The 26,734-nt window shown below is 57.5% G+C and carries 24 protein-coding genes; 8 read left to right on the forward strand and 16 right to left on the reverse strand.

Annotation, left to right across the window (positions count from 1 at the left end; genetic code table 11):
* The first annotated feature begins 353 nt into the window (after positions 1–353).
* Complete coding sequence (locus tag ABWV79_RS18730) at positions 354–1,682, forward strand: Rossmann-fold NAD(P)-binding domain-containing protein (protein ID WP_353393863.1); 1,329 nt, start codon at positions 354–356, stop codon at positions 1,680–1,682.
* A gap of 7 nt (positions 1,683–1,689) precedes the next feature.
* On the opposite strand, the gene ABWV79_RS18735 is transcribed toward ABWV79_RS18730, so the two are convergent.
* The 5 genes from ABWV79_RS18735 to cobS form a co-directional block, all read right to left on the reverse strand.
* Positions 1,690–2,031, reverse strand: coding sequence for a DUF427 domain-containing protein (locus ABWV79_RS18735; RefSeq protein WP_353393865.1), 342 nt, complete (start codon positions 2,029–2,031; stop codon positions 1,690–1,692).
* A gap of 65 nt (positions 2,032–2,096) precedes the next feature.
* Entirely contained in the window at positions 2,097–3,878 is a 1,782-nt protein-coding gene (locus ABWV79_RS18740; RefSeq protein ID WP_353393867.1) for an aminopeptidase P family protein, read from the reverse strand.
* Between the two features lie 60 nt (positions 3,879–3,938).
* Positions 3,939–5,816 carry a cobaltochelatase subunit CobT gene (cobT, locus tag ABWV79_RS18745; protein ID WP_353393869.1) on the reverse strand — a complete coding sequence of 626 codons (1,878 nt, stop codon included), beginning with the start codon at positions 5,814–5,816 and terminating at the stop codon, positions 3,939–3,941.
* A 92-nt stretch (positions 5,817–5,908) separates the two neighbouring features.
* Positions 5,909–6,313: a hypothetical protein gene (locus ABWV79_RS18750; protein ID WP_170527530.1), complete on the reverse strand. Its 405-nt coding sequence runs from the start codon at positions 6,311–6,313 to the stop codon at positions 5,909–5,911.
* A gap of 382 nt (positions 6,314–6,695) precedes the next feature.
* Positions 6,696–7,679: a cobaltochelatase subunit CobS gene (gene cobS, locus ABWV79_RS18755; protein ID WP_353393871.1), complete on the reverse strand. Its 984-nt coding sequence runs from the start codon at positions 7,677–7,679 to the stop codon at positions 6,696–6,698.
* Between the two features lie 335 nt (positions 7,680–8,014).
* Between cobS and ABWV79_RS18760 the strand changes: the two genes are divergently transcribed.
* Positions 8,015–8,920 (forward strand): Hint domain-containing protein, encoded by a 906-nt coding sequence (locus ABWV79_RS18760; RefSeq protein WP_353393873.1) that lies wholly within the window; start codon positions 8,015–8,017, stop codon positions 8,918–8,920.
* A 5-nt stretch (positions 8,921–8,925) separates the two neighbouring features.
* On the opposite strand, the gene ABWV79_RS18765 is transcribed toward ABWV79_RS18760, so the two are convergent.
* The gene (locus ABWV79_RS18765; RefSeq protein ID WP_170352576.1) at positions 8,926–9,552 is read right to left on the reverse strand and encodes a J domain-containing protein; all 627 of its coding nucleotides are present in this window, start codon (positions 9,550–9,552) and stop codon (positions 8,926–8,928) included.
* Positions 9,553–9,660: 108 nt separating this feature from the next.
* Here ABWV79_RS18765 and ABWV79_RS18770 point away from each other — a divergent pair, with 108 nt between their 5' ends.
* Complete coding sequence (locus tag ABWV79_RS18770) at positions 9,661–9,915, forward strand: BolA family protein (RefSeq protein WP_170352577.1); 255 nt, start codon at positions 9,661–9,663, stop codon at positions 9,913–9,915.
* 288 nt (positions 9,916–10,203) lie between these two features.
* Here ABWV79_RS18770 and ABWV79_RS18775 read toward each other — a convergent pair whose 3' ends face one another.
* The 7 genes from ABWV79_RS18775 to pepN all read right to left on the reverse strand — a co-directional run bounded on the left by ABWV79_RS18775 (position 10,204) and on the right by pepN (position 17,530).
* Positions 10,204–10,653 (reverse strand): hypothetical protein, encoded by a 450-nt coding sequence (locus ABWV79_RS18775; protein WP_353393876.1) that lies wholly within the window; start codon positions 10,651–10,653, stop codon positions 10,204–10,206.
* 114 nt (positions 10,654–10,767) lie between these two features.
* Positions 10,768–11,007 (reverse strand): hypothetical protein, encoded by a 240-nt coding sequence (locus tag ABWV79_RS18780; protein ID WP_353393878.1) that lies wholly within the window; start codon positions 11,005–11,007, stop codon positions 10,768–10,770.
* Positions 11,007–11,426: a DUF4177 domain-containing protein gene (locus tag ABWV79_RS18785; protein ID WP_353393880.1), complete on the reverse strand. Its 420-nt coding sequence runs from the start codon at positions 11,424–11,426 to the stop codon at positions 11,007–11,009. Before ABWV79_RS18785 ends, ABWV79_RS18780 begins: the two co-directional genes overlap by 1 nt.
* A 158-nt stretch (positions 11,427–11,584) precedes the next feature.
* Entirely contained in the window at positions 11,585–13,096 is a 1,512-nt protein-coding gene (gatB, locus tag ABWV79_RS18790) for an Asp-tRNA(Asn)/Glu-tRNA(Gln) amidotransferase subunit GatB (RefSeq protein WP_353393882.1), read from the reverse strand.
* A gap of 73 nt (positions 13,097–13,169) precedes the next feature.
* On the reverse strand, positions 13,170–14,420 hold the full coding sequence (locus tag ABWV79_RS18795) for a hypothetical protein (protein ID WP_353393884.1): 1,251 nt from the start codon (positions 14,418–14,420) through the stop codon (positions 13,170–13,172).
* Positions 14,421–14,552: 132 nt separating this feature from the next.
* Positions 14,553–14,981: a hypothetical protein gene (locus tag ABWV79_RS18800; RefSeq protein WP_353393886.1), complete on the reverse strand. Its 429-nt coding sequence runs from the start codon at positions 14,979–14,981 to the stop codon at positions 14,553–14,555.
* Positions 14,978–17,530: an aminopeptidase N gene (gene pepN / locus ABWV79_RS18805; protein ID WP_353393888.1), complete on the reverse strand. Its 2,553-nt coding sequence runs from the start codon at positions 17,528–17,530 to the stop codon at positions 14,978–14,980. The genes ABWV79_RS18800 and pepN overlap by 4 nt, the downstream gene beginning before the upstream one ends.
* 205 nt (positions 17,531–17,735) lie before the next feature.
* On the opposite strand from pepN, the gene ABWV79_RS18810 reads away from it, so the two are divergent.
* The 3 genes from ABWV79_RS18810 (at position 17,736) to ABWV79_RS18820 (ending at position 21,357) form a co-directional block, all read left to right on the forward strand.
* On the forward strand, positions 17,736–19,871 hold the full coding sequence (locus tag ABWV79_RS18810; protein ID WP_353393890.1) for a malate synthase G: 2,136 nt from the start codon (positions 17,736–17,738) through the stop codon (positions 19,869–19,871).
* Positions 19,872–19,953: 82 nt separating this feature from the next.
* Positions 19,954–20,379, forward strand: a complete 426-nt coding sequence (locus tag ABWV79_RS18815; RefSeq protein ID WP_353393892.1) for a GlcG/HbpS family heme-binding protein — start codon at positions 19,954–19,956, stop codon at positions 20,377–20,379.
* Positions 20,380–20,577: 198 nt separating this feature from the next.
* Positions 20,578–21,357, forward strand: coding sequence for a gamma-glutamyl-gamma-aminobutyrate hydrolase family protein (locus ABWV79_RS18820; protein ID WP_353393894.1), 780 nt, complete (start codon positions 20,578–20,580; stop codon positions 21,355–21,357).
* A gap of 48 nt (positions 21,358–21,405) precedes the next feature.
* Here ABWV79_RS18820 and ABWV79_RS18825 read toward each other — a convergent pair whose 3' ends face one another.
* Together ABWV79_RS18825 and ABWV79_RS18830 are read right to left on the reverse strand one after the other, a co-directional pair.
* Positions 21,406–23,646 (reverse strand): xanthine dehydrogenase family protein molybdopterin-binding subunit, encoded by a 2,241-nt coding sequence (locus ABWV79_RS18825; RefSeq protein ID WP_353393896.1) that lies wholly within the window; start codon positions 23,644–23,646, stop codon positions 21,406–21,408.
* A gap of 3 nt (positions 23,647–23,649) precedes the next feature.
* A complete protein-coding gene (locus ABWV79_RS18830) occupies positions 23,650–24,114 on the reverse strand; it encodes a (2Fe-2S)-binding protein (RefSeq protein ID WP_170352587.1) in 465 nt (154 codons plus the stop codon).
* An 88-nt stretch (positions 24,115–24,202) separates the two neighbouring features.
* On the opposite strand from ABWV79_RS18830, the gene ABWV79_RS18835 reads away from it, so the two are divergent.
* Positions 24,203–24,796 carry a TetR/AcrR family transcriptional regulator gene (locus ABWV79_RS18835; protein ID WP_170527522.1) on the forward strand — a complete coding sequence of 198 codons (594 nt, stop codon included), beginning with the start codon at positions 24,203–24,205 and terminating at the stop codon, positions 24,794–24,796.
* Here ABWV79_RS18835 and kynU read toward each other — a convergent pair.
* Positions 24,789–25,982 carry a kynureninase gene (gene kynU, locus ABWV79_RS18840; protein ID WP_353393898.1) on the reverse strand — a complete coding sequence of 398 codons (1,194 nt, stop codon included), beginning with the start codon at positions 25,980–25,982 and terminating at the stop codon, positions 24,789–24,791. The two genes, ABWV79_RS18835 and kynU, sit on opposite strands and share 8 nt — an antisense overlap.
* Positions 25,983–26,153: 171 nt before the next feature.
* On the opposite strand from kynU, the gene ABWV79_RS18845 reads away from it, so the two are divergent.
* Positions 26,154–26,603: a methyltransferase family protein gene (locus tag ABWV79_RS18845; protein ID WP_353393900.1), complete on the forward strand. Its 450-nt coding sequence runs from the start codon at positions 26,154–26,156 to the stop codon at positions 26,601–26,603.
* Positions 26,604–26,734: the final 131 nt, after the last annotated feature.

Consider the following 26,734-nt stretch of genomic DNA (forward strand, 5'->3'; position numbering starts at 1 on the left):
TTTTGAACGACCAAACGAATAACGAACTGTTTTAGCACCAGAACTCATGTGAATGGGAGTGGTTGGTAATGTATTTAAAGAGTTTCGTTCAGCGTCTCTGGCTAGGTTCGAGGGGTGCGGGTTGCGCGCTGCCAGTGCTGGGGGCTGACGCAGATTTGCATGTTGCCAGAAAAGAGTTGGCACCATGACCTTCGCTGAGACTACAACCTCGATGGGCGAGTATCCGCCCGTGGTCCGAATTGCGCTACGCCTGCCTGTCATGGTGAGCCGGTCTATAGAAACGTTTTCAAGTTCTGACCATCTCTTAAATGGCGATGTGCAACGTGCGGCTGTGCTGGAGACGGGGCTGAGTCATGCAAAGCTTTGATATTGCATTGGTCGGAGCAGGGCCCGCTGCATACGCAGCACTTACAGCTATGCGGGGCTTCTCTGGTTCTGTGGCTGTGGTGACGGGGGCCACCTCCAAACCTTCTCAGGGTGGGCCGGTCAAGATTGTCTCGGTTGCGTATGAAAGACAACAGCCCGCGTGTCTGGCCGACCGCACCGAAGTATCAGGAGGAGACGCACCGCCGATGTTTGCTGCCGCCGAAGTCGGTGGGCTGGCCAACTACTGGGGTAAACAGCTTCAGGTTTACGACTGCGATGACCCTTGGGGAAGGGGACAGTTTCTGGAAACATGGTGGGACTATTGTGCCGCGTGCGAAGCTGTGCAGCGCGATCTGAAAGTGGTCGGCGGTGCCCGGCACGAGCTTTTAGAGAACGGACTGGAAAAAAGTGTCCCACGTTTGCTGACCGGAACTTCAGAAACTCCCAATGCCGGGCTTCGGACCATGGCCCGCGCGGTTGAGGCGCGCCTCAAAGAGATGTCGAATGTCTCGGTCCGAGCGGGGCGTGTTAGCCGGATCTTGTCGGGACAGGGGATGGTACGCTTGGACCTGGATGATGGAACTCAACTGCGAGCGCGGCACGTGTTTCTGGCTTCGGGAGTTTTAGGTACAGCGAACTTGCTCGCGCGCAGCCTCCCACAAGCATCGCAGATCGGCTTTCGCGACCATGCCCCGTACATCATGAATTGCCTTTGGTTAAGCCGTGCTTTGGGATCGCCGCGCGCTTATGCTGAGGCAGGACATTTTAATGCCCTGACGCTGAAACATAAGGTAGGTGGGCGGTGCGATCTTTTCGCCTCTGTCTATGCCGTCTCACAGGCTCCGATCAGCTTGATAACTGCCACATTTGGTTTGGGCCCCCACTTGCGCGGGCGTCGTATCGGGCGACTTGTAGACTTTGTGCAGCCCATTCGAATCTGGACGCCGACAACTATGGTGCAGCTCAGGCATTTGCCGCGCGAGGGCCGTATCAAAGCAAATAAAGTGCCGGACGCGGGTCAGGACGTTGGCCTGCGCAATTTGTTGGACTGGTTAGCATCGCATGGAGTGCGGCACACACTGGGCGTCACCGCCCCAGGTCAGGGCTTTCATTATCACAAACTTACAGTCGGGGATCGAGATGAGCCTGTAGATCAGGTCGTCGAGTCGGCTTTCGATGGTCGAGTCCGCGTGATTGATGCCTCTTGCCTTCAAGAAATTGGCTGCCCGCCGCACACATTGACAGCGATGGCGCAGGCTTACGGTCGGGTCAGTCAAGATCTGGCGATGGTCGACTTGATGAAAGAGGCGATGTGAGTCCCGCTCAGATTTGTTCAACTTTGACTGAATCGTGCCGATAAAACGCGATATAGCCTTTGATATCGGCCACTTCGGGGATCGGGCTTTCATAGCTCCACGCCGCGTTTTCAGTCACAGAAGATTTATTGACGATCGAGAAGTGCGCGGCGTTACCCTTATGGGGGCAATGCGTGACTTTGTCGGTCTGGTCCAGAAACGCCATCGCAATATCATTGCGGGGGAAATAGATCACCGGGTCCAGATCACCTTCAAGCAGTTCAAGCGCATTTGTGCTTTCGCCCAAAATGGCGCCACCGGAACGGACGCTCCATTTACCCGGTGCTTTGCGAATAGTGATCTTGGTCATCTTACCTCCTTAACCCTTACTGATGTCGGGCTTTTCCTCTGCCTCCGGAATGTAACAGCTGGGTGTCAGATCGGAGCGGTTGCGGCATCCAACCACACTTGCGCGTCCGCGCCCAGCCTTGGTCGTATTTTTTCCGCAACGTCGCGGTGATACGCATTCAGCCAATCACGTTGAGCGTGGGTCAGCATATCGGGAACAATCAATCGACGGTCAATTGGAACGTAGGTCAAAGTGCGCCAGTTCAGCATTGCGCGTTCGGCATCGCCCCCGGGCAAGGTAGGGGCCTGCTGCACCACGACCAGGTTTTCGATGCGAATTCCAAAAGCACCTTCACGGTAATAGCCAGGCTCGTTCGAAAGGATCATACCGGGTTGAAGGGGGACATGGCTGACCTTCGACAGACGCTGAGGGCCTTCGTGCACGCTCAGATACGCGCCGACGCCGTGACCGACGCCATGGTTGAAATCTTGCCCTGCCGCCCACAGCGGGGCCCGAGCCACGCCTTCGATATCGCGCCCAGCCAAGCCCACGGGCCAACGCAGCATCGACATGTCGATCATACCCTTTAGGACACGGGTGAAACAGGCTTTTTCTTCGTCACCTACCTCACCAATAGCGATTGTACGGGTAATATCTGTGGTGCCGTCAAGGTATTGACCACCGCTGTCGAGAACCAGAATGTGCCCGTCTTCCAGAAGGCTGTCGGTCTCTTCGGTGACGCGGTAATGCATGATAGCGCCGTTAGGACCGGTGCCTGCAATTGTGTCGAATGAGATGTCCTGCAGCGCGCTGTCCTTGCGCCGGTTCTCTTCCAACCTTGTGACAACCTGCGTTTCAGTGACACTGCCGGGGTTTTGGTCATCCAGCCAGCAAAGCGTCTCGATCACCGCCACTGCGTCGCGCAGGTGTGCCACGGCGCTGCCTTCGATTTCGGCAGGGTTTTTGCAGGCTTTCGGCAGGGCGCAAGGGTCGCCGGCATCGACGATCTTGTCCTGCAAAACGTCAGCTACGATTTGAGGCAGGGTTCCAAGATCAACCTGAATTGCCCCCTGTAACGCGGTAACAGCATCAAGGAACGTTTCAGGCTCGTGAACGCGAACTTGATCACCCAACGACACGCCCAGCTTTTCTTGTGCCATGAACAAGTCAACCTTGGCATCCGAATGCAAAATGGCAAAACCGTGCGCCACAGGGTTGTACCCGATATCCGAGCCCCGAATGTTCAACAGCCACATGATCGAGTCCGGCAAGGTGATCACGGCAGCCGAGTTGCCAGCAGCAGTCAAAGCCTCGGCCAGACGGTCGATTTTGCTGGCGGCGCTTTCACCGGCGAATTCCAGAGGGTGCGCTTTAACCGGGTTCATTGGTGGGGCAGGTTGATCGGGCCATACGCGGTCAACCAGATTGGGGCTGCGAACAAGGTCTATACCCCTGCCTGCGAGGTCTTTGCGTGCGTTGGTGATCTGGCCAGCAGCGTGCAACCAGGGATCAAAACCGACCTTGCCACCATCGGGCAGATTGTCCTTCAACCACGCGCCCAAACTGACCTCGGGCCACGGCACCGGGGTAAAGACCTGGGCGACCTGAGCCTTGACCTGCGTTCGATATCGCCCGTCAACAAACACACCGGCCACGTCGGGCAACACGGCACAAAAACCTGCCGACCCGGTAAAGCCCGTTAACCAAGACAAACGTTCATCCCGCGGGGCCACATATTCGCCCTGATGCGCGTCTGAGCGCGGAATAAGAAACCCGTCCAGCCCGTCTTGGGCCAGCTCTTTTCTGAGAGCGGCCAGCCGCGGAGGTCCTTGTTCCGGTCGTGCGGTCACGGCAAAGGACTGAAACATCTCATACCTCATCGGTTCAGGGTCTTGCCCATTATGTGTTGAGTTTCACCCGGAGCGGCATTAGCCCGCCTTCTTCATCCCCATGATGCGGGCGCGGGCGCGTGGGTCGCTGTCAAACAACGCGGCCAATTGCTCGGTCATGGCGCCGGCCAGTTGCTCGACGTCTGTAATCGTAACCGCCCGGTCATAATAGCGTGTTACATCGTGGCCAATACCGATGGCCAACAGCTCGACCATCTTGCGCTTTTCGACCATCGCGATCACATCCCGTAGGTGTTTTTCAAGATAGTTGGCCGGGTTTACGCTGAGCGTTGAGTCGTCGACCGGCGCGCCGTCCGAAATCACCATCAAAATCTTGCGTTGTTCGCGCCGCATCAGCATCCTGCGATGCGCCCATTCCAGCGCCTCGCCATCGATGTTCTCCTTCAGCAGGCCTTCTTTCATCATCAGGCCCAGATTTGGGCGCGCACGACGCCAGGGCGCATCGGCTCCTTTATAGATGATGTGGCGCAGATCGTTCAAACGCCCCGGTTGCTGCGGGCGGCCGTCATTCAGCCAGGCTTCACGTGCTTGCCCACCTTTCCAGGCGCGGGTGGTAAAGCCCAAAATCTCGACCTTTACGTTGCAGCGTTCCAGCGTTCGCGCCAGAACATCGGCACAGATTGCCGCGATCGAAATCGGTCGTCCGCGCATAGACCCCGAATTGTCCAGCAGCAAAGTGACCACTGTGTCGCGGAATTCGGTGTCTTTTTCCATCTTGAAGCTGAGCGGCGTGGTCGGGTTTGCCACCACGCGTGCCAGACGGCCCGCATCCAGGATGCCTTCTTCCAGATCGAATTCCCAACTGCGGTTTTGCTGTGCCTGAAGACGGCGCTGCAGTTTATTGGCCAAGCGGCTCACAGCGCCTTTTAGCGGCTCCAACTGCTGGTCCAGATAGGCCCGCAGGCGTTCCAGTTCGGCCGGTTCCGCCAGATCTTCGGCTGCGATTTCTTCATCATGCGTGTTCAGATACACTTTGTAATCGGGATCCGCATCCGAGGCAGGTGGCGGGGCCGGAGGTTCAAGCGGAGCCTCACCTTCAGGCATTTCGGCTTCGTCGCCCATATCATCATCGGCCATCTCGTCCATTGAGACCTGAGCCTGAGACTGGTCCTGCTGTTCTTCCTGCGACTGTTCGGGCGTGGCGTCGGCGTCCTGCTCTTGCTGGTCGTCGTCGCCTGTGCTGTCCGGATCGGGTTGCTCTTCGGCGTCTTCTTCAGCCTGATCTTCCTGCTCGTCGTCCAGCTCGTCGGGGTCGTCGCCCAGCTGGTCGCCATATCCCAGATCCTTGATCACCTGCCGCGAGAATTTGGCAAATTCAGCCTGATCCGAAAGGATATCGTTAAGGTTTTCCAGCGATCCCCCTGCCTGTTCCTCGATAAAACCACGCCACAGGTTCATGATGTTGGCAGCGGCGGGGGGCAGGTCACGACCGGTCGCCAAGTGGCGGATTAGATATCCGGCGGCAACGGACAGAGGCGCATCCGCGGGTTGTTTACACTGGTCATAACCGCGCCGTATCGCTTCGTGGCTGATCTTGACGTCGATGTTGGTGGCAGTGCCCGGCATGTCCCGCGCACCCATCGCCTCGCAGCGGGCGGTCTCCATCGCTTCGTACAGGTCCCGCGCCATATCCCCCGGAGGCGCATAGCGCGCATGCGTCGCGTCATCGTGGTATCGGCGTTGAAGGGCCAGAGCATCTGCTGTTCCGCGCGCCAGCAAAACCTCTTCTCGTGTCATTCGGCGGCTGACCTGGGGCAAACGCATCGACTCGCCCGACATGCCTGACGGATCAACGGTGTACGAGACGTTCAGCTCGGGGTCGTCGGCCATAACCCGCGTGGCCTCGGCCAAGGCTTTTTTGAACGGATCAGCGGGGTTGTCGTTTGGTTTGCTCATCGGCGGCGGGTCCGGTCTTGTTCTGCCCCGGCAACCTAGAGCCATTCCGGGGGCTTGACCATAGGGGCGATCCGCTTTTCAACATCGCGATCCTAAAGCAATACGGCCCGGCACTCCGAGATTCTGCGCGCCAACTGCTGTTCGGCCCCTTCGGCGATGCGCGCGTCGAAGCTATAGTCCATATCGGCCAGCAGGTAGGCGACTTCAACCCAGCCGCGCACACGCCACCGTTTGGGCTGGTGTTCTTCGATACCCTCGGACAGCGCCCACGGCAGAACCGCTTCCAGCATTTGGTCGAACTGTTGCTGCAGATTTGCGGCAGGCGCATCTTCGTCCCCGATGCGGGCCCGTTGGCGGGCCGCTAGCGCTTCTAACCGGCCAGAGCAGACAGCAAACAGTTCAGCCCTGTCAGACGTTGTTGTCGGCAATGCGGTAACTGGAGAGGCGAATGCCCAGACAGTTGTTGTTACAATAAGAGGTGTTTTCCAATGTACCATGCATTGGATATGATATAGATGTAATTTGTATAATCAAGGTATATACAAATTACGGTTTCGCCAGTGACCCATCCGCCACAACCGATGGTCATTGATCTCTTTTGGTACAGCATTTATTGGGCAGGTTACTTGCCTTTTAGTCTTTGGTGTCCTCGGCGCGTTTTGCGGCCGGTTGATTACTGCAAGTCTCAGCTGAGTTTGGCAAGTTCGGCCCTGAACGGGGCCGGGTGGTGCCTGTGAAAAGCCAGTAAGGACAGGTTCTGGTATTTCCAGACAACACTTGCGGCATCATATCGACCATTTTGGTGGGCGGCAGAAACACGACGGCCAGCCTGAGAATTCAGGCTGGCCGAATCTGACTCGTTTGTTCTTTTGTGGGGCGTTAGCCCAAGCTCGCGCTTGCCGCGCTCTCCGGAAGTTCCTCATCAAAGCAGCGCTGATAGAACTCGGCCACAGTCTGGCGTTCCAATTCATCGCATTTGTTCAGGAAGGACAGGCGGAACGCGTAACCAACATCACGGAAAATCTCGGCGTTCTGGGCCCAGTTGATCACTGTTCGGGGGCTCATCACCGTGGACAGGTCGCCGTTCATGAAGGCGGTTCGGGTCAGATCGGCCACGCTGACCATCTGGCTGACGATCTTGCGACCTTCAGCTGTGTTGTAATGCGGGGCTTTAGACAGAACGATCATCGTCTCGGCGTCATGGCTGAGGTAGTTCAGCGTCGCGACTAGAGACCAGCGGTCCATCTGAGCTTGGTTGATCTGTTGCGTACCGTGGTAAAGGCCGGTCGTATCCCCAAGGCCAACGGTGTTGGCAGTGGCGAACATGCGGAAATACCGGTGAGGTGTCAGAATCTCGTTCTGGTCCAACAGGGTAAGGCTACCGTTGGCCTCCAGTACGCGCTGCAGCACGAACATCACATCCGCGCGGCCGGCGTCGTATTCGTCGAACACGATCGCGACCGGGTTGCGCAGGGCCCAAGGCAAAATGCCTTCACTGAATTCGGTGATCTGCACGCCATCACGCAGTTTGATCGCATCCTTACCGATCAGATCGATCCGGCTGATATGGCTGTCGAGGTTGACCCGCACCGCAGGCCAGTTCAGACGCGCGGCGACCTGTTCGATATGGGTCGACTTACCCGTGCCGTGATACCCTTGGATCATCACGCGACGGTTGTGGGTAAAGCCCGCCAGAATTGCGAGGGTCGTCTCAGGGTCAAACTTGTAGGTCTGATCAATCTCGGGGACCCGTTCGGTCACTTCATAAAAGCGTTTGACCTGCATGCCGGTGTCGATGCCGAACACGTCGCGAACCGAAATCTCTTCTGAGGGATGTGCATTTGCGTCAATCGGCCAATCCATGCCTGTCGTCCTTATTCCTGGTACCGCAGCCTCGTGCGGGTTTTCGAACCTGTGTTTGGTGCAACATATTGCGGGCAAGGGCAAGGGAAAGAGGTATGAGTTTGAGCTGAGGCGGATGTTTCTTTGAAACTGGCCTTATTGATATGAAACGAAGTCACACTCAGTCTTTTTCTGCCCAGAACTCAATCCTCGAGTTGCTAAAATATGACTGCAAATCTTGGGCCAATGATTTCCTTTCAATGCTTACATTGCAATAGAATTATGTGATGGTTTAATATCACTAAAAGCCTGCACACAATGAGTTCCCAGTTTAACGTTTCCCGTTTGAGGTTCAAATGGCACTGACAATTTTAGGCCCGACTTCGCTTTCGATTCCCAGTGGGTCGACCTCTGTCGCTCAGCAATACATAGCAACTAAAGCCGGAGCTTCATGGACTGCAGTCGTTTCGGGGACCGGCGGATTGGACGAGTCCGATTACACGGTTTCGATTTCATCAAGCGGACTTTTGACCGTCGAGTTAACTCCGGGAACCTATATTCCGCCAAACACTCAACTTATTCTCGAAATATTTGCCTCCACGGGGCCCGGTAACGGCAATAACGATTCCCTTATCGTGACAGTCTCGCTTCCAGAGGGGACAGTGCCTTGTTTCGTTAAGGGTACTTTGATCGAAACCGAAACGGGCCGCTGCCTCGTGGAAGACCTGTCCGTTGGGGATAAGGTGCGCGTTTCTAGCGGCGATTTGCTACCCATTGAATGGATCGGTGAAAAGACAATAAGCGTCGAAGAATTGAATAGGGCCCCTCGCTTGCGTCCTGTTTGCATTAAAAAAGGGGCGATTGGGAAAGGCTTGCCTGATCAAGATTTGTATGTGTCGCCGCAACACAGAATTGTTCTGGAAGGATGGCGTGCAGAATTTTTGTTTGGTGAGCCCAAGGTTTTCGTCGCAGCTATTCATTTGGTGAACGACAAAACCATTCGCCAGGTGAACGCATCTGAATCCGTAACCTATTTCCACATTGCATGTCATCGGCACGCGATACTGATGTCGAATGGTTTGCCGACCGAAAGTTTATTTCTGGGAGATATGGCGCTGCAGTCTTTTGGCCGTGAAGACGTGGAAGAGCTCTGTATGATTTTCCCCGAAATACGTAATTCCGCAACCGCGAAGGAACAAACGCGGCTGCGTTGCCTCAAGCGACCAGAAGCAGTGGCTCTACGCAATATGTTCGTGCATTAATTCAGCTACTTAAAGTTCCGGCTGTCCTTGATCTGATCCCAGGCCCAGACAACCTCTTGCAGTTGTTCTTCCTGGCTGCGGTCACCGCCGTTCATATCGGGGTGCAGCACCTTGATCAGCTTCTTATATGCTTTGCGCACTTCAGCTTTGGTCCAGCTGTCATTGGCTTCCAAGATTTCAATCGCACGGCGCTCGGTGGGGGGCAGGCGGCGGCCGCCGCTGCCTGCGGTGCGGCCTTTGTTTTGTGTGCTGTTTGCACCCAGAACCTGATGGGGGTCTTCAATACCAAGACGGGCCCAGGCGCGGGCCTCGGGGTCACCCATGGGTTTTGTTTCGCGTTCCCAAACCTTGTCTTTGGATCGCTGCGCGTTCAGCTCGGCCTCGGTCGTGCCGTCGAAGAAATTCCACTTCTGGTTATATTCGCGCACGTGCTGCTGACAGAACCAAAAGAAATCATCCAGCACATCCGGCGCTTTGGGGGCGCGGAACTTGCCCGGCTCGTCACAGCCTTCATGGTCACAGATTCGGACCGAGGTCTCGGATGCGCCCGACATCCCCCGACGCCCGCGCGGGTTCTTTTTCTTGGCGCTAGAGACGGACATATCGAATCCAAAGGGGTCTGATTTCGTCATTCTGTGATCCTTAAGAACGCATCTTCTCGACTCGGAGGCAGCAGTTTAGTCTAAGCTGCCGAAAGTAGAAGAGGGGAGGCGGTAAAATTTTTGCCGCTGAGCGTAAAAATGACCGTGACCGACGAAATCCGCACTGCCTTGCAATCCGCCTTTGACCCGCATGAGCTGGAAGTAGTGGATGACAGCGAAAGCCACCGTGGCCATGCGGGCTTTCAGGAAGGTGGCGAGAGCCACTTTAACGTGCGTATCCGTGCGGCTGCGTTCGAAGGCCAATCCCGCGTCGCCCGCCACCGCGCTGTTCACAAGGCGCTGGTGGACATCGTCCCGCGAATCCACGCGCTTGCGCTGGATATAGGTGTATAGTGGTGCGGTCTCGACCGCGTGGGGCGCTTGGAATTCGAGATTGGGTATCCGGCTGAATTCGACTTCGTCAATTCACAGTTACCATGCAAACATCGTGTTTCAACTTCCGCTCTTCAGAGAGATAAACTCTTCGGACCAAAGACATCTTTCCCGGTCTTGAAGCGATTACTTCGAACTCTTCGACGTCAGTTTAGCCAATTTTTAATGGCGTGGTTATTTCAATCGGCGGCAAGTTCTGCGTAAATCTGCCTGAAGAAAAGTTGATGTTATTTCTGTATTTTGACAGCTCTAATAGTGCTTTGCTACCTTGGCCCAAGGTAAGATTTTACCCTCAATATCTTTGCAAACTTCAATGAGCTCTGTCTGGTAATCTTGTGTGGTCGAGGTAGTTTTAAACACCTCCACATTGCATATTCCCCCTTTTCCTCCAAACTTTGATTGATCTTCTGGGTGCCAAACATAGTTCGCCCAGCCCGGGGATTGTCCGCGCAGTTGAATCAGTTCAGTGGCAACTCGAGCGACGGCCAATACAGTCTTGGGAACGCCACTGATTTCGACAAGGTCGTAGGGGGGCTCAAATATCTGAACGTGCCCCGGCGTCAGCGTCTCGACACCTGCAATCTGTTTGAGATCGCATTCGCCAACTTGCGAAGCTATAGGGTTATAAATAGTTGGGTCGAATTGGTTGGCTTTGACCATGCAAATGTGCACAATCGAGCCATCATCCTGTTTGAACACGAGTTTGGTCTCTGTGCCCGACTTGTTAACAGTTTGGCTGGGGCCCCCTGCCGAATAAACCCCCCGATAAATGCCCGCATAGACGAGCGCACCGTTCCCATGCCGGATGGTTGGTTAAACCGTTAGGTCACCTCCTCCAGTTTCGATTGAGGAATAAGGGACCGGAGGAGTCACCAAGCCAAAGAAGCCTGCAATAACTGTCCCCTCAGCATCAATATTTGTCACGCAGTTAGGAGGGGTGTTCGCGCCCGCATCAGCGTGCAGCTGACCGGTGAACATCAAAGTGAAACAAACGCAAAGTGTTGAAATAAAAGAATGTGAAATCAAAAATGTCCGATTGGCAGTGCTGTTCATTATTTCTCCGGCGGTGCGTCGTCCGAACTGGGAACTGTTTCCAAACCCTTCAATGACAGCGGCGGCTCTTGCACCTCTTCCGCAATCGGGGCTGGGGCCACGACCATTTCGGGGCCCGGAACAGGCTGGGCCAAGGGTACGCCTTCGGGCGTTTCTGTCGGGCTGCGAGTGGTGACAAAAGTCACTTCTATTTCGCGCCGGAACACCAGCACGTTGCGCCAGTTCACGGTCGAACTGGTAAAGCCTGCGCGTTCTTCACTGGGTAGAAGTTCCGCGCGCTGATATTCCCAGCCATCCTGTCCCATTTGGTTCAGCACTTGTTCGATCGAGGCCGCAAACCGGCCTTCGGCGGTTTTTGCGCCCTTTGATTTGCCGCTTTTTTGCGGGGCGGGGACAACTTTGTATTCGTAGCGCGGCATCGGATCTTCCTACCTGTTCGTTCCTGGCAATCTAGCATGTTGAGGCCATTGGGAAAGTCTCCTTCGCGCCGTCCCCGGCGTTTGTTGCTCGGACACAGCGCAAAAGAAGGGCGGCAGAGGGGATGCCCTTTGCCGCCCTTGCATCAAATTCAGTTGGTTCAGTCGCCCAGTTTCTTGGCAACCAGCTCGTTCACGGCCTTGGGGTTGGCTTTGCCGCTGGTGGCTTTCATCACCTGACCAACGAACCAGCCCGCCAGTTTCGGGTTCACCTTGGCTTTTTCCACCTGCGCGGGGTTGGCGGCGATGATCTCGTCCAAAGCGGCTTCGATCGCGCCGGTATCGGTGACCTGTTTCATACCGCGCTCTTCGACGATCTGCGCCGGGTCACCGCCTTCGGTGTAAACGATCTCGAACAGGTCTTTGGCGATCTTGCCCGAGATGGCATCCGAGGAAATCAGATCGATGATCCCACCCAACTGCGCAGGCGAGACCGGGCTGTCGGTGATGTCATGGTCTTCTTTCTTCAGACGACCGAACAGCTCGTTGATCACCCAGTTCGCGGCAAGCTTGCCGTTGCGGCCTTTTGCGACCTCTTCGAAATAGGCGGCGCTTTCCACTTCGGCAGTCAGGACCGAAGCGTCATAGTCGGTCAGGCCAAACGCCTCAATGAACCGCGCCTTTTTGGCATCGGGCAGTTCGGGCAGTTTGGCGGCGATGTCATCGACCCAGGCTTGTTCAATCTCAAGCGGCAGCAGGTCGGGGTCTGGGAAATAGCGGTAATCATGCGCCTCTTCCTTAGACCGCATCGAGCGTGTCTCGCCCTTGTCGAGATCGTACAGGCGGGTTTCCTGCTCGACCTCGCCACCAGCTTCAACAATAGCGATCTGACGACGGGCTTCGACCTCGATCGCTTGCTGGATAAAGCGCATCGAGTTCATGTTCTTGATCTCACACCGCGTGCCCAGATGCGAGAAGTCCTGCGTCTCCTGGTATTTCTCATACGCGCCCGGCAAACAGATCGACACGTTCACGTCCGCCCGCAGGTTGCCGTTCTGCATGTTGCCGTCGCAGGTGCCCAGATAACGCATGATCTGGCGCAGCTTGGCGATATAGGCGGCGGCCTCTTCGGGGCCGCGAATGTCGGGCCGGGACACGATCTCCATCAGGCAGACGCCCGTGCGGTTCAAGTCGACAAAGGACATATGCGGGTCCATGTCGTGGATCGATTTGCCTGCGTCTTGCTCCATGTGGATACGCTCGATCCGAACCATGCGCGCAGTGCCATCGCCCATCTCGACCAGCACTTCGCCTTCGCCCACAATGGGGTGGTACAGCTGGGAAATCTGGTAGCCCTGCGGCAGGTCAGGATAGAAATAGTTTTTGCGGTCAAAAGCCGATTTCAGGTTGATATCCGCCTTCAAACCTAGCCCGGTGCGCACGGCCTGTTCCACGCAATATTCGTTGATCACCGGCAGCATTCCCGGCATAGCCGCGTCCACAAAGGCCACGTTCGAATTCGGCTCGGCCCCGAACTGGGTCGATGCGCCAGAAAACAGCTTGGCGTTCGATGAGACCTGAGCGTGCACCTCCATCCCGATCACCAGTTCCCAATCGTGCTTGGCACCGGCAATGGTTTTGATTTTGGGCATTTCGTATGTCAGGTCGAGCATGGCGCGCCTCTAATTTCCGCAGAAGTCTAGGCTTGCGTATTAGGCCCGGCGCGCCAAAGGGGCAAGGGGGAATTCAGTGGCTGGAGAGGTGTAGGCCCGTTGAGGTGAAGGTCACATCCATACCGTTGCGCAGTTCTTCACTAAACAGGTTGCCAATCGCCCGCAGTGCGTCGCGGTGACCGCGTGCCGCAAACCGTTCAGTCGAGTTGACGCGCGCCGCGTTGTTGAAGCCGTTGGCCGCATGTGCCCAGATCAGCGGGTGCAACTCGGTCAGGTGATCGCGGATCAACCAGTTTGCGGCCTCGTGGATTTGAGCGCGAACAGCGTCCGCCTTTTCATTCCGGCCAATGCCACGCTTGATCGTGATCGCGCAGTATGCCGCCAGCATATTTACCATTTCTTGATCGGGGCGGTTGCTCAGAATGTCATGAAGGCCCTGCAGGAAGTATTCGACATCGAGCCGCGCACAGGCTTCGTCATCCAGCACGATCGCGTCGAACTGCGCCCAAGTGTAACCACCTGCGCCCCAGATATCATGAGTTCTGGCGGCGTTGCGCAGGGCTTGGACCTCAAGCTCTTCGTAGCTGCCGAACCAGCGCGGCAGCAGATGCGTGCCCATAGCGCGCATATGGCGTTGGTTATAGGGATCCAGCGTAATCAGGCGTTCGTATTTGTCGGCCACACGGACACGCGTCTTGCGCTGTCCGGCCAGCAGAGCACAATCTGCTGCTGCAACCAAAGGGCTGTCCGGCGCGGCCTCACGGCATTTCGGAAGGATCGCGGCGGCGCGGTCGAAATGAGCTGCGCAACGCGACTGATGCAAAGAGGGCAACTTGTCTTCCGTGGCCGTCCCGCGCCATGCCCACGCGATGTCGATATGGGCCAAAGCAACGACGAGAGCGATCATCGCATCGTCCGCGTTGTCGCGCATTTCGTCTTCTAACTCAGAAATACCACCCAGCAGGTCGTAGTCGCGCACTTCTTTAAGGTCCGACAGGGCGTGCTCGACGGCCAAAACCACGTCCGCACGAGCACCAAACGCCAGTAGATCGGCGACCGGCATTCCATCTGATGCCGACTCGCGCGCGTCGTCGGCCGCCTTCATCTGCCGAGACAACTCGGACCACATTCCCTGTCGGGCCAAATGGCGTCCGCGTTCAATCGCATCACGGCCTGCGATGTCCTCGGAACGCGCATCAACGACAGGAATATTAACTTGGCCACGCTGCGGAAACACCGCAGACACATCTGGCGCCAGACACAACTCCGGGTGGATTTGGGGGACAGATGCGCTGGGCGCGTTGGACTTGAAGAACCGCAACATGGTAAAACTCGGTAACTGTAAAAACTGGTAACGTTGGATTTAATCTTTCTTCTGATTTTGCTCAAATTCAAGTTTCAGGGGCCTTTTAGCGCTAAATTCGTGAACAATCCAGGTTGGGTATCCGGATTGCCCCTAGAATACAGTAAAATGATGCCGTTCAACCCGCAGCCCGGTGGCCTGCAGAACCTGCTCAAACACGCGGTGTGAAGGGGTAGATTCATCAGGCAGGCGAATCTTTTTCTCGGAATTCAGGACCAGCGAAACACGCACTGAGAAATCCCAGCGCGTGTCCATTCGAACGTGGTCAATATCGGCAAGATTGACCTCGGCCTTGCGCGATCCAGTGAACCAGCTCAACGTATCCTGCCCCACTGACAATCCGGCTTTGGTACCCTGCACAAAATCCCAAACAGCGGGCAGAGTGGTCAGGGCCAGCGGAGCGATCAGCCACCATACCGCGTCAAACCACACGACCAGCGCGATCAACGCGCCGTAGATGCAGAGCAGGATCGCCAAAACGCGGGGCGTCCTGTTCTGACGTGTGAACGTGTAATGCGTCATGCGTCCAGGATGCGTGACACCATTTCGGTCGTGTCCCGCGACAGGTCGGGCGTTTCCGCGATGCGGGTTAACTGCGCGCGGATCAGGGCCTGGCGGTCGGTGTCATAGCGTTTCCATGTCTGAAAGGCCGAACACATCCGTGCCGTGGTTTGCGGGTTCACCGGGTCCAGTTTGATCAACCAGTCCGCCAGCAGGGCATAGCCCGCGCCATCGGCCCGGTGGAACCCGGCATGGTTCATCGCAAGCGCACCCATGACGGCGCGGAAGCGGTTGGGGTTTTTCCAGTTGAAATCCGGATGCTCGGTCAGGTTGCGCGCCACATCCGCCGTCGCATCCGGTGCGGCCATCGAGACTTGCAGTCCGAACCACTTGTCCATCACCAACCGATCGTGTTGCCATTGATCATAGAATGCGGCCAGTTCGGCCTGTCCCTTGCTTGCGCGCAGAAGGCAGGACAGGGCGGTCAGTTGCAGGGTCATGTTGTCGGCCGTCTTGTATTCCTCGGTAGCCTTGGCGCCTCCGTCCAGTCGCGAGGTCAGTGCAAGGGCGGCCCCACCCAGCGCGCGTTTACCTGATTGATCGGCATCCGGGTTGTACGGAGCATCAATCACGGTCTCGCTGTGCAAGCGCGGCAGCAGGTCTTGTACGTGCTGTGCAGTGACCTGCCGCAGCGTCTCGACGGCGGTCCAGATCGCCATCGGATAAGGCGTTTCGCCATTCTCGTGCAAGGCAGCCGCCAATTCCGATTGCGTCGGCAGGCCCAGCATCAGTGCGCGGTAGGCCGGGTCCAAGTCACCATCGCGCAGCACAGCCAGAAGACCATCCAGATAGTCCGCGTCGGGGGCTGCATCGGATTGGATCATGTTCAACAGCGTGTCTTCGGCCAGCGAGCGCCCGGCTTGCCATCGGTTGAACGCGTCCGTGTCATGGGCCAGCAAAAAGGCGCGCTCTGCGTTGCTTTGATCCTGTTCCAGGATAACCGGGGCCGAGAAATCCCGCAGGACCGAGGCCGTTGGTTTGGCCGCCAGCCCGGTGAAGGTGAAACTTTGGCTGGCTTCGGTCAGTTCCAGCACCTCAGTCGCGCGGACTTCATCACCGTTGGGGCCCAGAAGGCCAACGGCCACCGGGATCACCTGCGGCAGCTTTTCGTCCTGACCCGGCGTGGGTTCGGTGCGCTGCGACAGGGTCAGAGTGTAGGTGCCGTCTGCCCATTCTTCGGCCACCGTCACGCGCGGAGTGCCGGATTGGCTGTACCAGCGTTTGAACTGGTCCAGATCGCGACCGGTCGTATCCTCGAATACCTTGATCCAGTCTTCGATCGTGCAGGCTTGCCCGTCATGGCGGTCGAAATACAGATCCAGCGCGTTGGTATAGGCTTCATCGCCTACCAGCCGTTTCAGCATACCGATAATTTCTGCACCTTTCTCATAAACGGTGGCGGTGTAGAAATTGTTGATCTCTTGAAAGCTTTCGGGTCGCACCGGGTGAGACAACGGCCCGTTATCCTCGGGGAATTGCCGTGCGCGCAGGTCGATGGCGTCGTGGATGCGTTTCACCGGGGCCGAGCGCATGTCTGACGTGAACTGCGCATCGCGGAACACGGTCAGACCCTCTTTCAGGCACAGTTGAAACCAGTCGCGGCAGGTTATGCGGTTGCCGGTCCAGTTGTGGAAATACTCATGAGCAATGATCGCCTCGATCCGCTCAAAGTTCATATCGGTCGAGGTCTCGGGGCTGGCCAACACGGCGGAGGAGTTGAAGATGTTCAGCCCCTTATTTTCCATCGCGCCCATGTTGAAGTCATCGACAGCCACGATGTTGAACACGTCCAGATCGTATTCACGGCCATAGACGTCCTCGTCCCATTTCATCGACTTTTTCAGCGCCTCCATGCCAAAGGCGCATTTGCCCTCGTCACCGGGGCGGACCCAGAGGTTCAACTCGACGTCGCGCCCGGACATGGTGGTGAACTGGCCGGGATGGGCAATTAATTCGCCCGCGACAAGCGCGAATAGGTAGGCAGGCTTGGGCCACGGGTCGGTCCATTCGGCCCAGCCTTCGCCTTTGCCGCTTGGGTTGCCGTTGGACAGCAGTACTGGCAGATCGCCATTGATGCGCACGGTGAAGGTGGACATCACATCAGGGCGGTCGGGGTAGTAGGTGATCTTGCGGAACCCTTCCGCCTCGCACTGGGTGCAATACATGCCGTTCGACATATAAAGCCCCTCAAGCGCGGTGTTGTTGCCGGGGTCAATCTCAACCTCGGCCTCCCATATGAAGGGCGCGTCGGGGGCGGGGGCGGTCAGGCCTTTGTCGGTCACCTCGGGCGTGATCTGCACCCCGTCAATGGAGGCGCGGATCAGGGTCAGCTCTTCGCCGTGCAAGAAGAATGTGCGGTCCGCGGCATCGGGGTTGGGGCGGAAAGCAATGCGCGATGTTACGCGGGTGGCGTGCGCTGCCAGATCGAAGGTTAGATGCACGCTGTCCACAAGATAGCCAAAGGGCGTGTAGTCTTTGAGATAGATCGTCGTAGGGGCAGCGTCGCGCATCTGGGCCTCGCATCGGTTGGAGTTTGAGGCGACGTTATGGTCTGTGGCAATGGGCTGCAAGCGGTGTCGGGGCCCAACCAAAAGCTGGTCACGAAATTTTGGTAAGTTTTTTTTACCGAAATTGTTGCGGCACGTTGCCTATCGGAAACTTTCACTCTAAATGCTGGCTGCACACAGTGGTGCACAAAAAGGCGGGAGGAACACTATGACCAGCAGACAGACACGCAGCGGGCTTCAAGTTGATACGGTTCTGGCCGAGTTCATCGAAGACAAGGCGCTGCCTGGCACCGGTGTTACGGCCGATGCGTTCTGGGATGGTCTGTCGCGGATGGTGTCCGAGCTGGGCCCAAAAAACCGCGACTTTCTTGCCAAGCGTGAAAAGATGCAAAGCCAGCTGGACGCATGGCATCTGGACCGCAAAGGTCAGGACCACGACGCCAGCGCCTATCAGGCATTCCTGCGCGAGATCGGCTATCTGGTCGAAGAGGGTGACGATTTCCAGATCGAAACCGCCAATGTCGATCCCGAGATCGCCTCGACACCCGGCCCGCAGCTGGTTGTGCCGATCACCAATGCCCGTTTTGCACTGAACGCCGCCAACGCACGTTGGGGCAGCTTGTACGATGCGCTGTATGGCACGGACGCGATGGGCGATCTGCCAGCCGCCGGAGGGTACGACGAGGCGCGTGGTGCCCGTGTGATTGCATGGGCCAAAGGTTTTCTGGACGATGCTGTGCCGCTGGCTGCAGGCTCGTGGGCCGATGTGTCCCATCTGCGGGTCGAAGGCGGTGCGCTGGTACCTGCGCTTGCCGAAGCTGCGGCATTTGTTGGCTTTGGCGGTGAGGCTGAGAAGCCCGATTTCGTTCTGCTGAAGAATAACGGGCTGCATGTGAAAATCGTTGTCGATGCCTCTAGCAACATCGGCGCGACCGACCCGGCTGGGATTGCCGATGTTCATTTGGAATCGGCGCTGTCCACGATCATGGACTGCGAGGACTCGGTGGCCTGTGTGGATGGCGAAGATAAGGTTGTGGCCTATAGCAACTGGCTGGGTCTGATGAAAGGCGATCTGGCCGAAGAAGTGACCAAGGGCGGCACCACCTTCATCCGGAAACTGGCAGACGATCTGACCTATACCACCGCAGGCGGCGAACAGGATGTGCTGAAAGGCCGCTCGCTGATGCTGATCCGCAATGTGGGCCACCTGATGACCAACCCCGCCGTTCTGGATGGTGCGGGCAATGAGATCGGTGAGGGCCTGATGGATGCGCTCTGCACCACGCTGATTGCGATGCATGACTTGCAGCGTGAAGGTGGGAATTCGGTCAAAGGCTCGGTTTATGTGGTCAAGCCCAAGATGCACGGGCCAGCCGAAGTTGCTTTCGCGGTCGAGATTTTCGATATGGTCGAGGACATCCTTGGCCTGCCGCGCAACACCGTCAAGCTGGGCATCATGGATGAAGAGCGCCGCACCTCATCCAACCTGAAAGAATGCATCCGCGCCGCGAAATCGCGCGTGGCCTTTATCAACACCGGTTTCCTTGATCGGACCGGGGATGAGATCCATACCTCGATCGAAGCAGGTCCGATGCTGCCCAAGGGGGACATGAAAGTTACGCCTTGGATTACATCGTATGAGGATCGCAATGTCGATATCGGTCTGGCTTGTGGGCTGAAAGGCAAGGCGCAGATTGGCAAAGGCATGTGGGCGATGCCCGACCGGATGGGCGATATGCTGGATCAGAAGATCGGCCACCCAAAATCTGGCGCGACTTGCGCGTGGGTGCCGTCGCCGACCGCTGCAACTCTGCACGCCACGCATTACCACAAGGTCGACGTTTTGGCCCGTCAGGACGAACTGGCCGCAAGTGGCGCGCGCGGAACGCTGAACGATCTGCTGATCGTGCCGCTGCTGGGTGGCCGCAACCTGAGCGAGGACGAGATCACCCGCGAGATCGAGAACAACGCGCAGGGCATTCTGGGCTACGTGGTGCGCTGGATTGATCAGGGTGTGGGCTGTTCGAAAGTGCCGGACTTGAACGATATCGGCCTGATGGAAGACCGCGCAACCTGCCGGATTTCGTCGCAGGCGCTGGCCAACTGGCTGCTCCATGACGTGGTGAGCGAAGAACAGGTGATGGCGGCGATGCAGAAGATGGCCGCCGTGGTGGATCGCCAGAACGAAGGCGACCCGAGCTATCGCCCGATGGCGCCCGGTTTTGACGGTGTGGCATTCCAGGCAGCCTGCGATCTGGTTTTCAAAGGCCGGGTTCAGCCTTCGGGTTACACCGAGCCGGTTCTGCACGCCCGCCGTTTGGAGCTGAAGGCTAGCCTGGGTTGAACGGATAGGGTCGGAGCGAGGAGGCTGTCTGCCCGCTCCCGCTCCCCCGAGGATATTTTTGGCCAGATGAAAGGGATCAGGCATGGCTGTTACATTGCGCAAGGCGCGCACGATTGTGCGCAAGGCTTTGGAAAAGGGCCGCGAATTGGAGCTTAAACCTCTGTCAGTTGTTGTTCTGGACGCCGGTGGTCATGTGATCGCATTTGAGCGCGAAGACGGTGCCGCACCTGGTCGCTTTGCGATTGCGCAGGGCAAAGCCTATGGGTCGGTCATGCTGGGCATGGCAGGCACCGCGCAGATGGCCCGGGCCGAGGCGCAGGCGTACTTCATGGCCGCTGTGAACGGTGTATACGGCGGGCAGGTTGTGCCCGTGCCGGGCGGCGTATTGTTGCGCGACAAGAAAGCGGCCGTGATCGGCGCTGTTGGCGTGACCGGCGACACCTCGGACAATGACGCGATCGCGGCGATGGCGGGGATCGAAGCTGCCAGCCTGATCGGCGAGATTTGATGAACCTGTCGAAGGGCCTCTGGACCCTTCGACTTTCGGTGTTCGTGGAATGCCTCCCAAATGGTCATTTGACTGTTTCTTGTTCCCCTTGTGCATAAGTGAACAAGTGCCTGCGCTGCCACACAGGGGCTGTGCTATTGCGCGCTGCTGTGACGGCGGCTAGCTTTCCCGAAACGCAAAAACAACCGGGAAAGAAGAATGCCTCGACCTATTGTGGGTATTATCGGCAACTCATACTTGTTGGATGATCAATACCCGACCCATGCCGGTGGGACCATGAATTCGGACGCGGTTGCGAACGTGTCAGGCTGTTTGCCGATGCTAATTCCGGCTGATCCCCGCTACGTTTCAGTGGAAGAATTGCTGGACGTCTGTGACGGCTTTTTGCTGACCGGCGCGCGCCCGAATGTGCACCCCGAGGAATATGGTGAGTGCGCAACCGATGCGCATGGCGATTTTGATCGGGCGCGGGATGCGATCGCACTGCCGTTGGTGCGGGCCTGTGTCGAAAGGGGCCAGCCGTTCTTTGGCATTTGCCGCGGGTTTCAAGAAGTCAACGTAGCGATGGGTGGAACACTTTATCCCGAAATTCGCGATCTTCCGGGGCGGATGAACCATCGCATGCCACCGGATGGGACGTTGGAAGAAAAGTTTGCGCTGCGCCATATCGTGACACTGTCCGAAGGTGGCGTATTTCACCGTTTGATGGATGCGACCGAAGTCATGACGAATACTCTGCACGGGCAGGGGATCAAGACGGTCGGGCATCGGGTTGTGGTAGATGGCCACGCGCCGGATGGAACGCCAGAAGCGATCTATATAGAGGACGCCCCGGGTTTTACGCTTTCGGTGCAATGGCACCCGGAATGGGATGCCGAGAACGATCCGGTCTCGCGACCGCTATTCAAAGCGTTCGGGCAAGCTGTCCATGCATGGTCCGCTGGTTCTAAGGCCGCGACGCTGCAGCAATCGGCATAGAAGGCGTGCGCCGGTCCAGGAGAGAAGAACCAGACCGGCGCATCGCGATCAAACCAGCAAATCGAACTGATTGATCAATGGCAGGGTGCGTGCACGCTCGCCCGTGAGATCGAACAACGCGTTTCCAAGTGCAGGCATTGACGGAGGTGTCCCGGGCTCACCCACGCCTCCCAGGCGCGGGTTGGTTTCGAGGATACGCACCTCGGTCACCGGAGCGTTGTGCATGCGCAGCGCGTCGTAGTCCGGGAAGTTGAATTGCTCTACTTCTCCGTCCGCAAACGTGATTTCACCCATAACGGCGGCCGACAAGCCGTACATCATGCCACCAAACATCTGCGCCTCGACCGTGCCCGGATCCAAAGCGATGCCCACGTCGCAGGCGATCCACGCTTTAGCGATGCGAATGGTGCCGTCCTCGTCAACCACTTCGATGACCTGAGCAACCGGAGTGCCAAAGCTGTAGGTCATGGCGACGCCCCGTCCGACACCGTCTTGGGATTCTCCAGTCCAGCCGGACATCTCTTTCACGGCTTGCAGAACACCTGCAGCTGGGGCGAATTCGGCCTTGGCCAGCTCCAGCCGGAACTCCAGCGGGTCACGACCTGCGGCATGAGCCATTTCGTCCATGAAAGTTTCGTGGAAGAACCCGTTATGGCTGTTACCGACCGAGCGCCAAAAGCCTACTGGCACGGCCAGATCGGCGATGTGGCCGCTGATGCGGTAGTTCGGTACTGCGTAAGGCTGGTTGAACAACCCCTCGACAAGAACCTTGTCGGGTCCGCCGCCCGGCAGGCCAGTATAGCGTTCAACTGCTTGCTGCGTGCTGGATTGCGACGCCACCTTACCGTCGATCAGAACGGCAGTGCCATCCTTGACCGCTCCGCGCATCCGGGCAATTGCACCGGGGCGGTAGTAATCGTGACGCATATCCTCTTCCCGGCTCCAGGTCGTCTGAACCGGAACACTGGGTACCGCCATCGCAACTTTGGTGGCAATTTCTGCAAAGTCCAGTTCACCACGGCGACCGAAACCGCCCCCTAGATAGGTGGTATGAATATCGACCGCCTCGGTATCCAGATTGGCTGTATTCGCGGCGCGGATTTGGATCAATGTCGGTGCCTGGTTGCCACACCACAGGTCTAGCTTGGCGCCAGTGAACAGGGCCGTGGCGTTCATCGGCTCCATTGTGGCGTGGGCCAGGTACGGCACTTTGTATTCCGCCGAGATTTCTGTCGCGCCGTCGGGCATAACGTCCACGTCGCCATCATCGCGCATGGTCGAGTTTGGCGCGTCGTCAAACGCTTCGGCAATCTTGGCAAACAGGCCGTCGGTTTCGGGGGGGTAGGGGGCGTCACCCCAGTCGATGTCGATGGCTTCGACCGCCTGTATGGCAAGCCAGGTGTTGCTTGCGACCACCGCGACACCGTTGCCCAGATTGACGATCTTTTCGACGCCGGGCATGGATTCGGCTGAACTGGAGTCATATCCCTTCATTGTGCCGCCCAGCTTCGGGTTCATTCGAACGGAAGCGAATTTCAAACCCTCGGGTCGCACGTCGATGCCGAACTCAGCTGTGCCGGTGGATTTCTCTACCACGTCGACACGGGGTAGGTTCTGACCCAATAGGCGCCAGGTCGATGGGTCGCGCAATGCAACGTTGGGCGGTTCGATCTGACCGGCGGCTTTGGCGAGCTCGGGATAAGAAATGCGCGTGCCATCCGGCGCGATCACTGCGCCACGTTCGGTTTTCAATTGTGCCCGATCCACGCCCAGCCGATCAGCGGCGACCTGCTTAAGCGTCTCACGCGCGGTGGCACCGGCTTCACGCATCCGCTCGAACCCGTCTTTCATAGAGGTCGAGCCACCTGTGACTTGAAGACTCAGCGGTTTGCCAAGCACGCCAAGGGCCTCGCCCAGGTTGTGCTGGAACTCGCTGGCGTCATAGCCCTTATTTGGCAGCCCCTCGGCCATGAGTGCCGAGTTGTAATAGGCAGCAGCCGCAGGGCCGTGCAACACGCGGATGTCGTCGATCTCAACATCAAGCTCTTCGGCAATGAGTGCGGCCCACGTGGTCATAACGCCCTGTCCCATCTCGGCACGCGGAGCAAACAGGGTTACTCCCTGCTGGTCGATCAGGACAAAGGGGCTAAGGGCGGTCTCTCCTTTGCCGGGTCGCAGCGGGTTCGCGGCCGGACGCGTAACGTAATAAGCGCCAAAGGCGACACCGCCGACAACGGCGGCCGAGCCGATAAGGAACGTACGACGGAGGATTTTTCCAACAGATGCCATGGTTTATGCCTCCTTCAGTTTGGAGGCCGCGTCATGGATCGCAGCCCGGATGCGCGGGTAAGTGCCGCAACGGCAAAGGTTTCCTTGCATTGCGTCATCAATATCGGCGTCCGTCGGCGTTGGATTTTCGGCCAGCAGCGCCGCGGCCTGCATGATTTGACCTGACTGACAATAGCCGCATTGCGCAACCTGATGATCGACCCATGCCTGCTGGATCTTGGCCATAGCGGTTGGTGTTCCAAGTCCTTCGATCGTGGTGATGTCGCCCCACACATCTGACAACGCAACTTGGCAGGACCGAACAGCCTCGCCGTCAATGTGAACGGTACAAGCGCCGCACGCTGCAACGCCGCATCCGAACTTTGTGCCGGTTAGTCCAAGCTCATCTCGCAGGACCCACAAAAGAGGGACGTCTTCAGGCAGGTCGACCTGATGTGACGTTCCGTTGATCTTCAGATTGGTCGCCATTGCGCTTCCTCTTGCCTTGTAGCTGTCGTTACTTTCTGACATAGTTAGCTGAATATGTCAGATGGTCAACTGACAAAATGGGTAAAAAATGTCAAAAGCTACACTGGAAAATTATGTTTTGGATGATAAGTGCCTGACTATATTGGATTCGGCGCTTCAAGCCTTCTCGGCTTATGGGTTCAAAAAAACGTCAATGGATGACATCGCCAAAGGCGCGGGTATGTCCCGACCTGCCCTGTACCTGCATTTTCAAAACAAAGAGGCCATCCTGCGCCAACTGACACATTTGCACTACGAGCGTAAAACGGCCGCCGTTGCCGAAGCGCTGAATATGGAGGGATCAGTTTCGCAAATCATCGGAAATGCGATCCATGTGCAAACGGATGGCATGGCCGAGATCATGTCCTCGCCGCACGGGTTAGAGCTGCTGGATGCCAGCGTGTCCACTGCCGCCGATATCGTGACACAGGGTGAGGCGCAGTTGATGGCGCTTTATGCTGACTGGCTACGGCGCGAGGCAGAAAAGGGACGCGTGCGTTTGTTCGATGGGCCACGGGAAACGGCCAAGATGATTGCCTCAGCGCTGCGCGGGATAAAAACCTCGGCCAGCGATTATCAGGAATTCATCCGCTCAAACTCTAATCTTGCCACGGTTATTGGAGCGGGAATCGAGGTTACGTAACCCGCTGGCGCGTTTTGTACTCTGGCGTATCCCATAGTCGGTTCGTCATTATGTCGGCCAGAATTGTGACAGCGTTCTCAACGTCCTGCGCGTCTATATAGAGCGGGGTGAATCCGAACCTCATGATGTCAGGGGCCCGGAAATCTCCGATCACACCGCGTGCGATCAAGGCCTGCATGGCGGCATAGCCTTCGGCAAACCGGAAGGAAACCTGACTGCCACGTTGGGCCGGATCACGCGGGCTTGCCAAGGTCAGGTCGGGGCATGTGGCCTCGACCCGAGTGATGAACAGCTCGGTCAATTCGATGGACTTCGCGCGCACATCCGCCATATCGGCCATGTCCCAGATATCCATCGCCGCTGACAGCGCCGTCATTTGGATGATCGGAGGAGTGCCGACGCGCATCCGCTCGATCCCGTTACCGGGGCGGTAGTCCAGATCGAATGCGAACGGGGCTTCGTGCCCCAGCCAGCCTGACAGGGCCGGGCGTACGCGATCCGTCAAACGGGGCGCGACATAAATGAATGCGGGCGCGCCGGGGCCGCCATTGAGATATTTATAAGTGCAGCCCACCGCGAAATCCGCATTGCAACCGGACAGGTCCACCGGAACTGCGCCGGCGGAATGGGCCAGATCCCAGACCGTCACAGTACCCTTTGTATGGGCCAGTTCGGTCAGTGACCTCATGTCGTGCATCCGGCCGGTGCGGTAATCGACCTCAGTCAGCAGCAAAACCGCTACGTCCTCGGTGATGTGTGCGGCGACATCTTCGGGGGCGACAACGCGCAACTCATAATCAGACCCAAGCGAGCGCAAAAGGCCGTCGACCATATACAGATCCGAGGGAAAGTTGCCGCTGTCTGACAACACTACCCTACGATCCGGGCACAGCTCCAGCGCCGAGGCGACGGCCTGATACACCTTGATCGACAGCGTGTCGCCAGTCACGACACTGCCCGATTCCGCTCCGATCAGCCGCCCGATGCGATCGCCCAGACCTGTGGGCAACCCCATCCAGCCGGCCTTGTTCCAGCCAGTGATCAGCATCTGACCCCACTCATCCTCTATCATGCGGGCCACGGTTTTCCCGGCGGCTTGGGGCAGGGGGCCCAGAGAATTCCCGTCCAGATAGATCACTCCGTCGGGTAGCTCGAAAAGGGCTTTGGTCGCGGCAAAATCGGTCATCGCAGGGAGTGGCCTTGTGTTAAGAATGCGTCTTTTTCAATGGCGTAACCGATCCTGAATTCTCTGTCCATTGATGCGACATCCCGCGCTTTTGCGAATCTGGCCTTAAAACGGTACGAGGACACGCAGAAGCGACGTGCCTTTGCATGTCGTCCGCTGCGGAGGCTGCCAATGCGCTGGGTCGATATACCACCTGTCTGGCTTGTCGGGTTTGCATGTGTTGCCTGGCTCCAGGCGCGCCAATTCCCGATGGGGTTGTCCCTGGACAGCGGCCTGACCGATTTGCTGAGCGGCATTTTGATCGGCGGCGGCATCTTGCTGGCGGTTCTGGCTGTGGCCGAGTTTCGTCGTTTCAAGACAACAGTCATTCCGCACGAAACGCCTTCGTCTTTGGTGCAGTCGGGCATCTATTCACGCAGCCGAAATCCGATCTATCTGGGCGACGTGTTGATTCTGGCTGGTCTGGTTCTGCGCTTCGATGCGGTGTTGTCGCTGGCCCTGATTCCGATCTTCGTCTGGTTGCTGGAGCGGCGCTTTATCCTGCCGGAAGAAGATCGAATGCGGCGGAGTTTCCACACTGATTTTGCCCGTTACGAACGCAAAACCCGCAGGTGGATTTAGAGTGGCCAAGGCAATGACACAGCGTCACGGATGCTGCGCTTGCGAAATAATGTTGCGTCAGCTACACAGCGTGCTTATCAAACATATCCGATGAACCGCTCGGACCGAGTGAAACTTAGGGGGACTGCCAG

The organism is Ruegeria sp. HU-ET01832 (genome assembly GCF_040371315.1).
Lineage (GTDB): Bacteria > Pseudomonadota > Alphaproteobacteria > Rhodobacterales > Rhodobacteraceae > Ruegeria > Ruegeria lacuscaerulensis_A.

What these genes read in the sequence shown, in the direction of transcription:
- ABWV79_RS18730 (WP_353393863.1), top strand. Translation starts at nt 354, where the DNA reads ATGCAAAGCTTTGATATTGCATTGGTCGGAGCAGGGCCCGCTGCATAC.
- ABWV79_RS18735 (WP_353393865.1), bottom strand. Translation starts at nt 2,031, where the DNA reads ATGACCAAGATCACTATTCGCAAAGCACCGGGTAAATGGAGCGTCCGT.
- ABWV79_RS18740 (WP_353393867.1), bottom strand. Translation starts at nt 3,878, where the DNA reads ATGTTTCAGTCCTTTGCCGTGACCGCACGACCGGAACAAGGACCTCCG.
- cobT (WP_353393869.1), bottom strand. Translation starts at nt 5,816, where the DNA reads ATGAGCAAACCAAACGACAACCCCGCTGATCCGTTCAAAAAAGCCTTG.
- ABWV79_RS18750 (WP_170527530.1), bottom strand. Translation starts at nt 6,313, where the DNA reads ATGGTACATTGGAAAACACCTCTTATTGTAACAACAACTGTCTGGGCA.
- cobS (WP_353393871.1), bottom strand. Translation starts at nt 7,679, where the DNA reads ATGGATTGGCCGATTGACGCAAATGCACATCCCTCAGAAGAGATTTCG.
- ABWV79_RS18760 (WP_353393873.1), top strand. Translation starts at nt 8,015, where the DNA reads ATGGCACTGACAATTTTAGGCCCGACTTCGCTTTCGATTCCCAGTGGG.
- ABWV79_RS18765 (WP_170352576.1), bottom strand. Translation starts at nt 9,552, where the DNA reads ATGACGAAATCAGACCCCTTTGGATTCGATATGTCCGTCTCTAGCGCC.
- ABWV79_RS18770 (WP_170352577.1), top strand. Translation starts at nt 9,661, where the DNA reads ATGACCGTGACCGACGAAATCCGCACTGCCTTGCAATCCGCCTTTGAC.
- ABWV79_RS18780 (WP_353393878.1), bottom strand. Translation starts at nt 11,007, where the DNA reads ATGAACAGCACTGCCAATCGGACATTTTTGATTTCACATTCTTTTATT.
- ABWV79_RS18785 (WP_353393880.1), bottom strand. Translation starts at nt 11,426, where the DNA reads ATGCCGCGCTACGAATACAAAGTTGTCCCCGCCCCGCAAAAAAGCGGC.
- gatB (WP_353393882.1), bottom strand. Translation starts at nt 13,096, where the DNA reads ATGCTCGACCTGACATACGAAATGCCCAAAATCAAAACCATTGCCGGT.
- ABWV79_RS18795 (WP_353393884.1), bottom strand. Translation starts at nt 14,420, where the DNA reads ATGTTGCGGTTCTTCAAGTCCAACGCGCCCAGCGCATCTGTCCCCCAA.
- ABWV79_RS18800 (WP_353393886.1), bottom strand. Translation starts at nt 14,981, where the DNA reads ATGACGCATTACACGTTCACACGTCAGAACAGGACGCCCCGCGTTTTG.
- pepN (WP_353393888.1), bottom strand. Translation starts at nt 17,530, where the DNA reads ATGCGCGACGCTGCCCCTACGACGATCTATCTCAAAGACTACACGCCC.
- ABWV79_RS18810 (WP_353393890.1), top strand. Translation starts at nt 17,736, where the DNA reads ATGACCAGCAGACAGACACGCAGCGGGCTTCAAGTTGATACGGTTCTG.
- ABWV79_RS18815 (WP_353393892.1), top strand. Translation starts at nt 19,954, where the DNA reads ATGGCTGTTACATTGCGCAAGGCGCGCACGATTGTGCGCAAGGCTTTG.
- ABWV79_RS18820 (WP_353393894.1), top strand. Translation starts at nt 20,578, where the DNA reads ATGCCTCGACCTATTGTGGGTATTATCGGCAACTCATACTTGTTGGAT.
- ABWV79_RS18825 (WP_353393896.1), bottom strand. Translation starts at nt 23,646, where the DNA reads ATGGCATCTGTTGGAAAAATCCTCCGTCGTACGTTCCTTATCGGCTCG.
- ABWV79_RS18830 (WP_170352587.1), bottom strand. Translation starts at nt 24,114, where the DNA reads ATGGCGACCAATCTGAAGATCAACGGAACGTCACATCAGGTCGACCTG.
- ABWV79_RS18835 (WP_170527522.1), top strand. Translation starts at nt 24,203, where the DNA reads ATGTCAAAAGCTACACTGGAAAATTATGTTTTGGATGATAAGTGCCTG.
- kynU (WP_353393898.1), bottom strand. Translation starts at nt 25,982, where the DNA reads ATGACCGATTTTGCCGCGACCAAAGCCCTTTTCGAGCTACCCGACGGA.
- ABWV79_RS18845 (WP_353393900.1), top strand. Translation starts at nt 26,154, where the DNA reads ATGCGCTGGGTCGATATACCACCTGTCTGGCTTGTCGGGTTTGCATGT.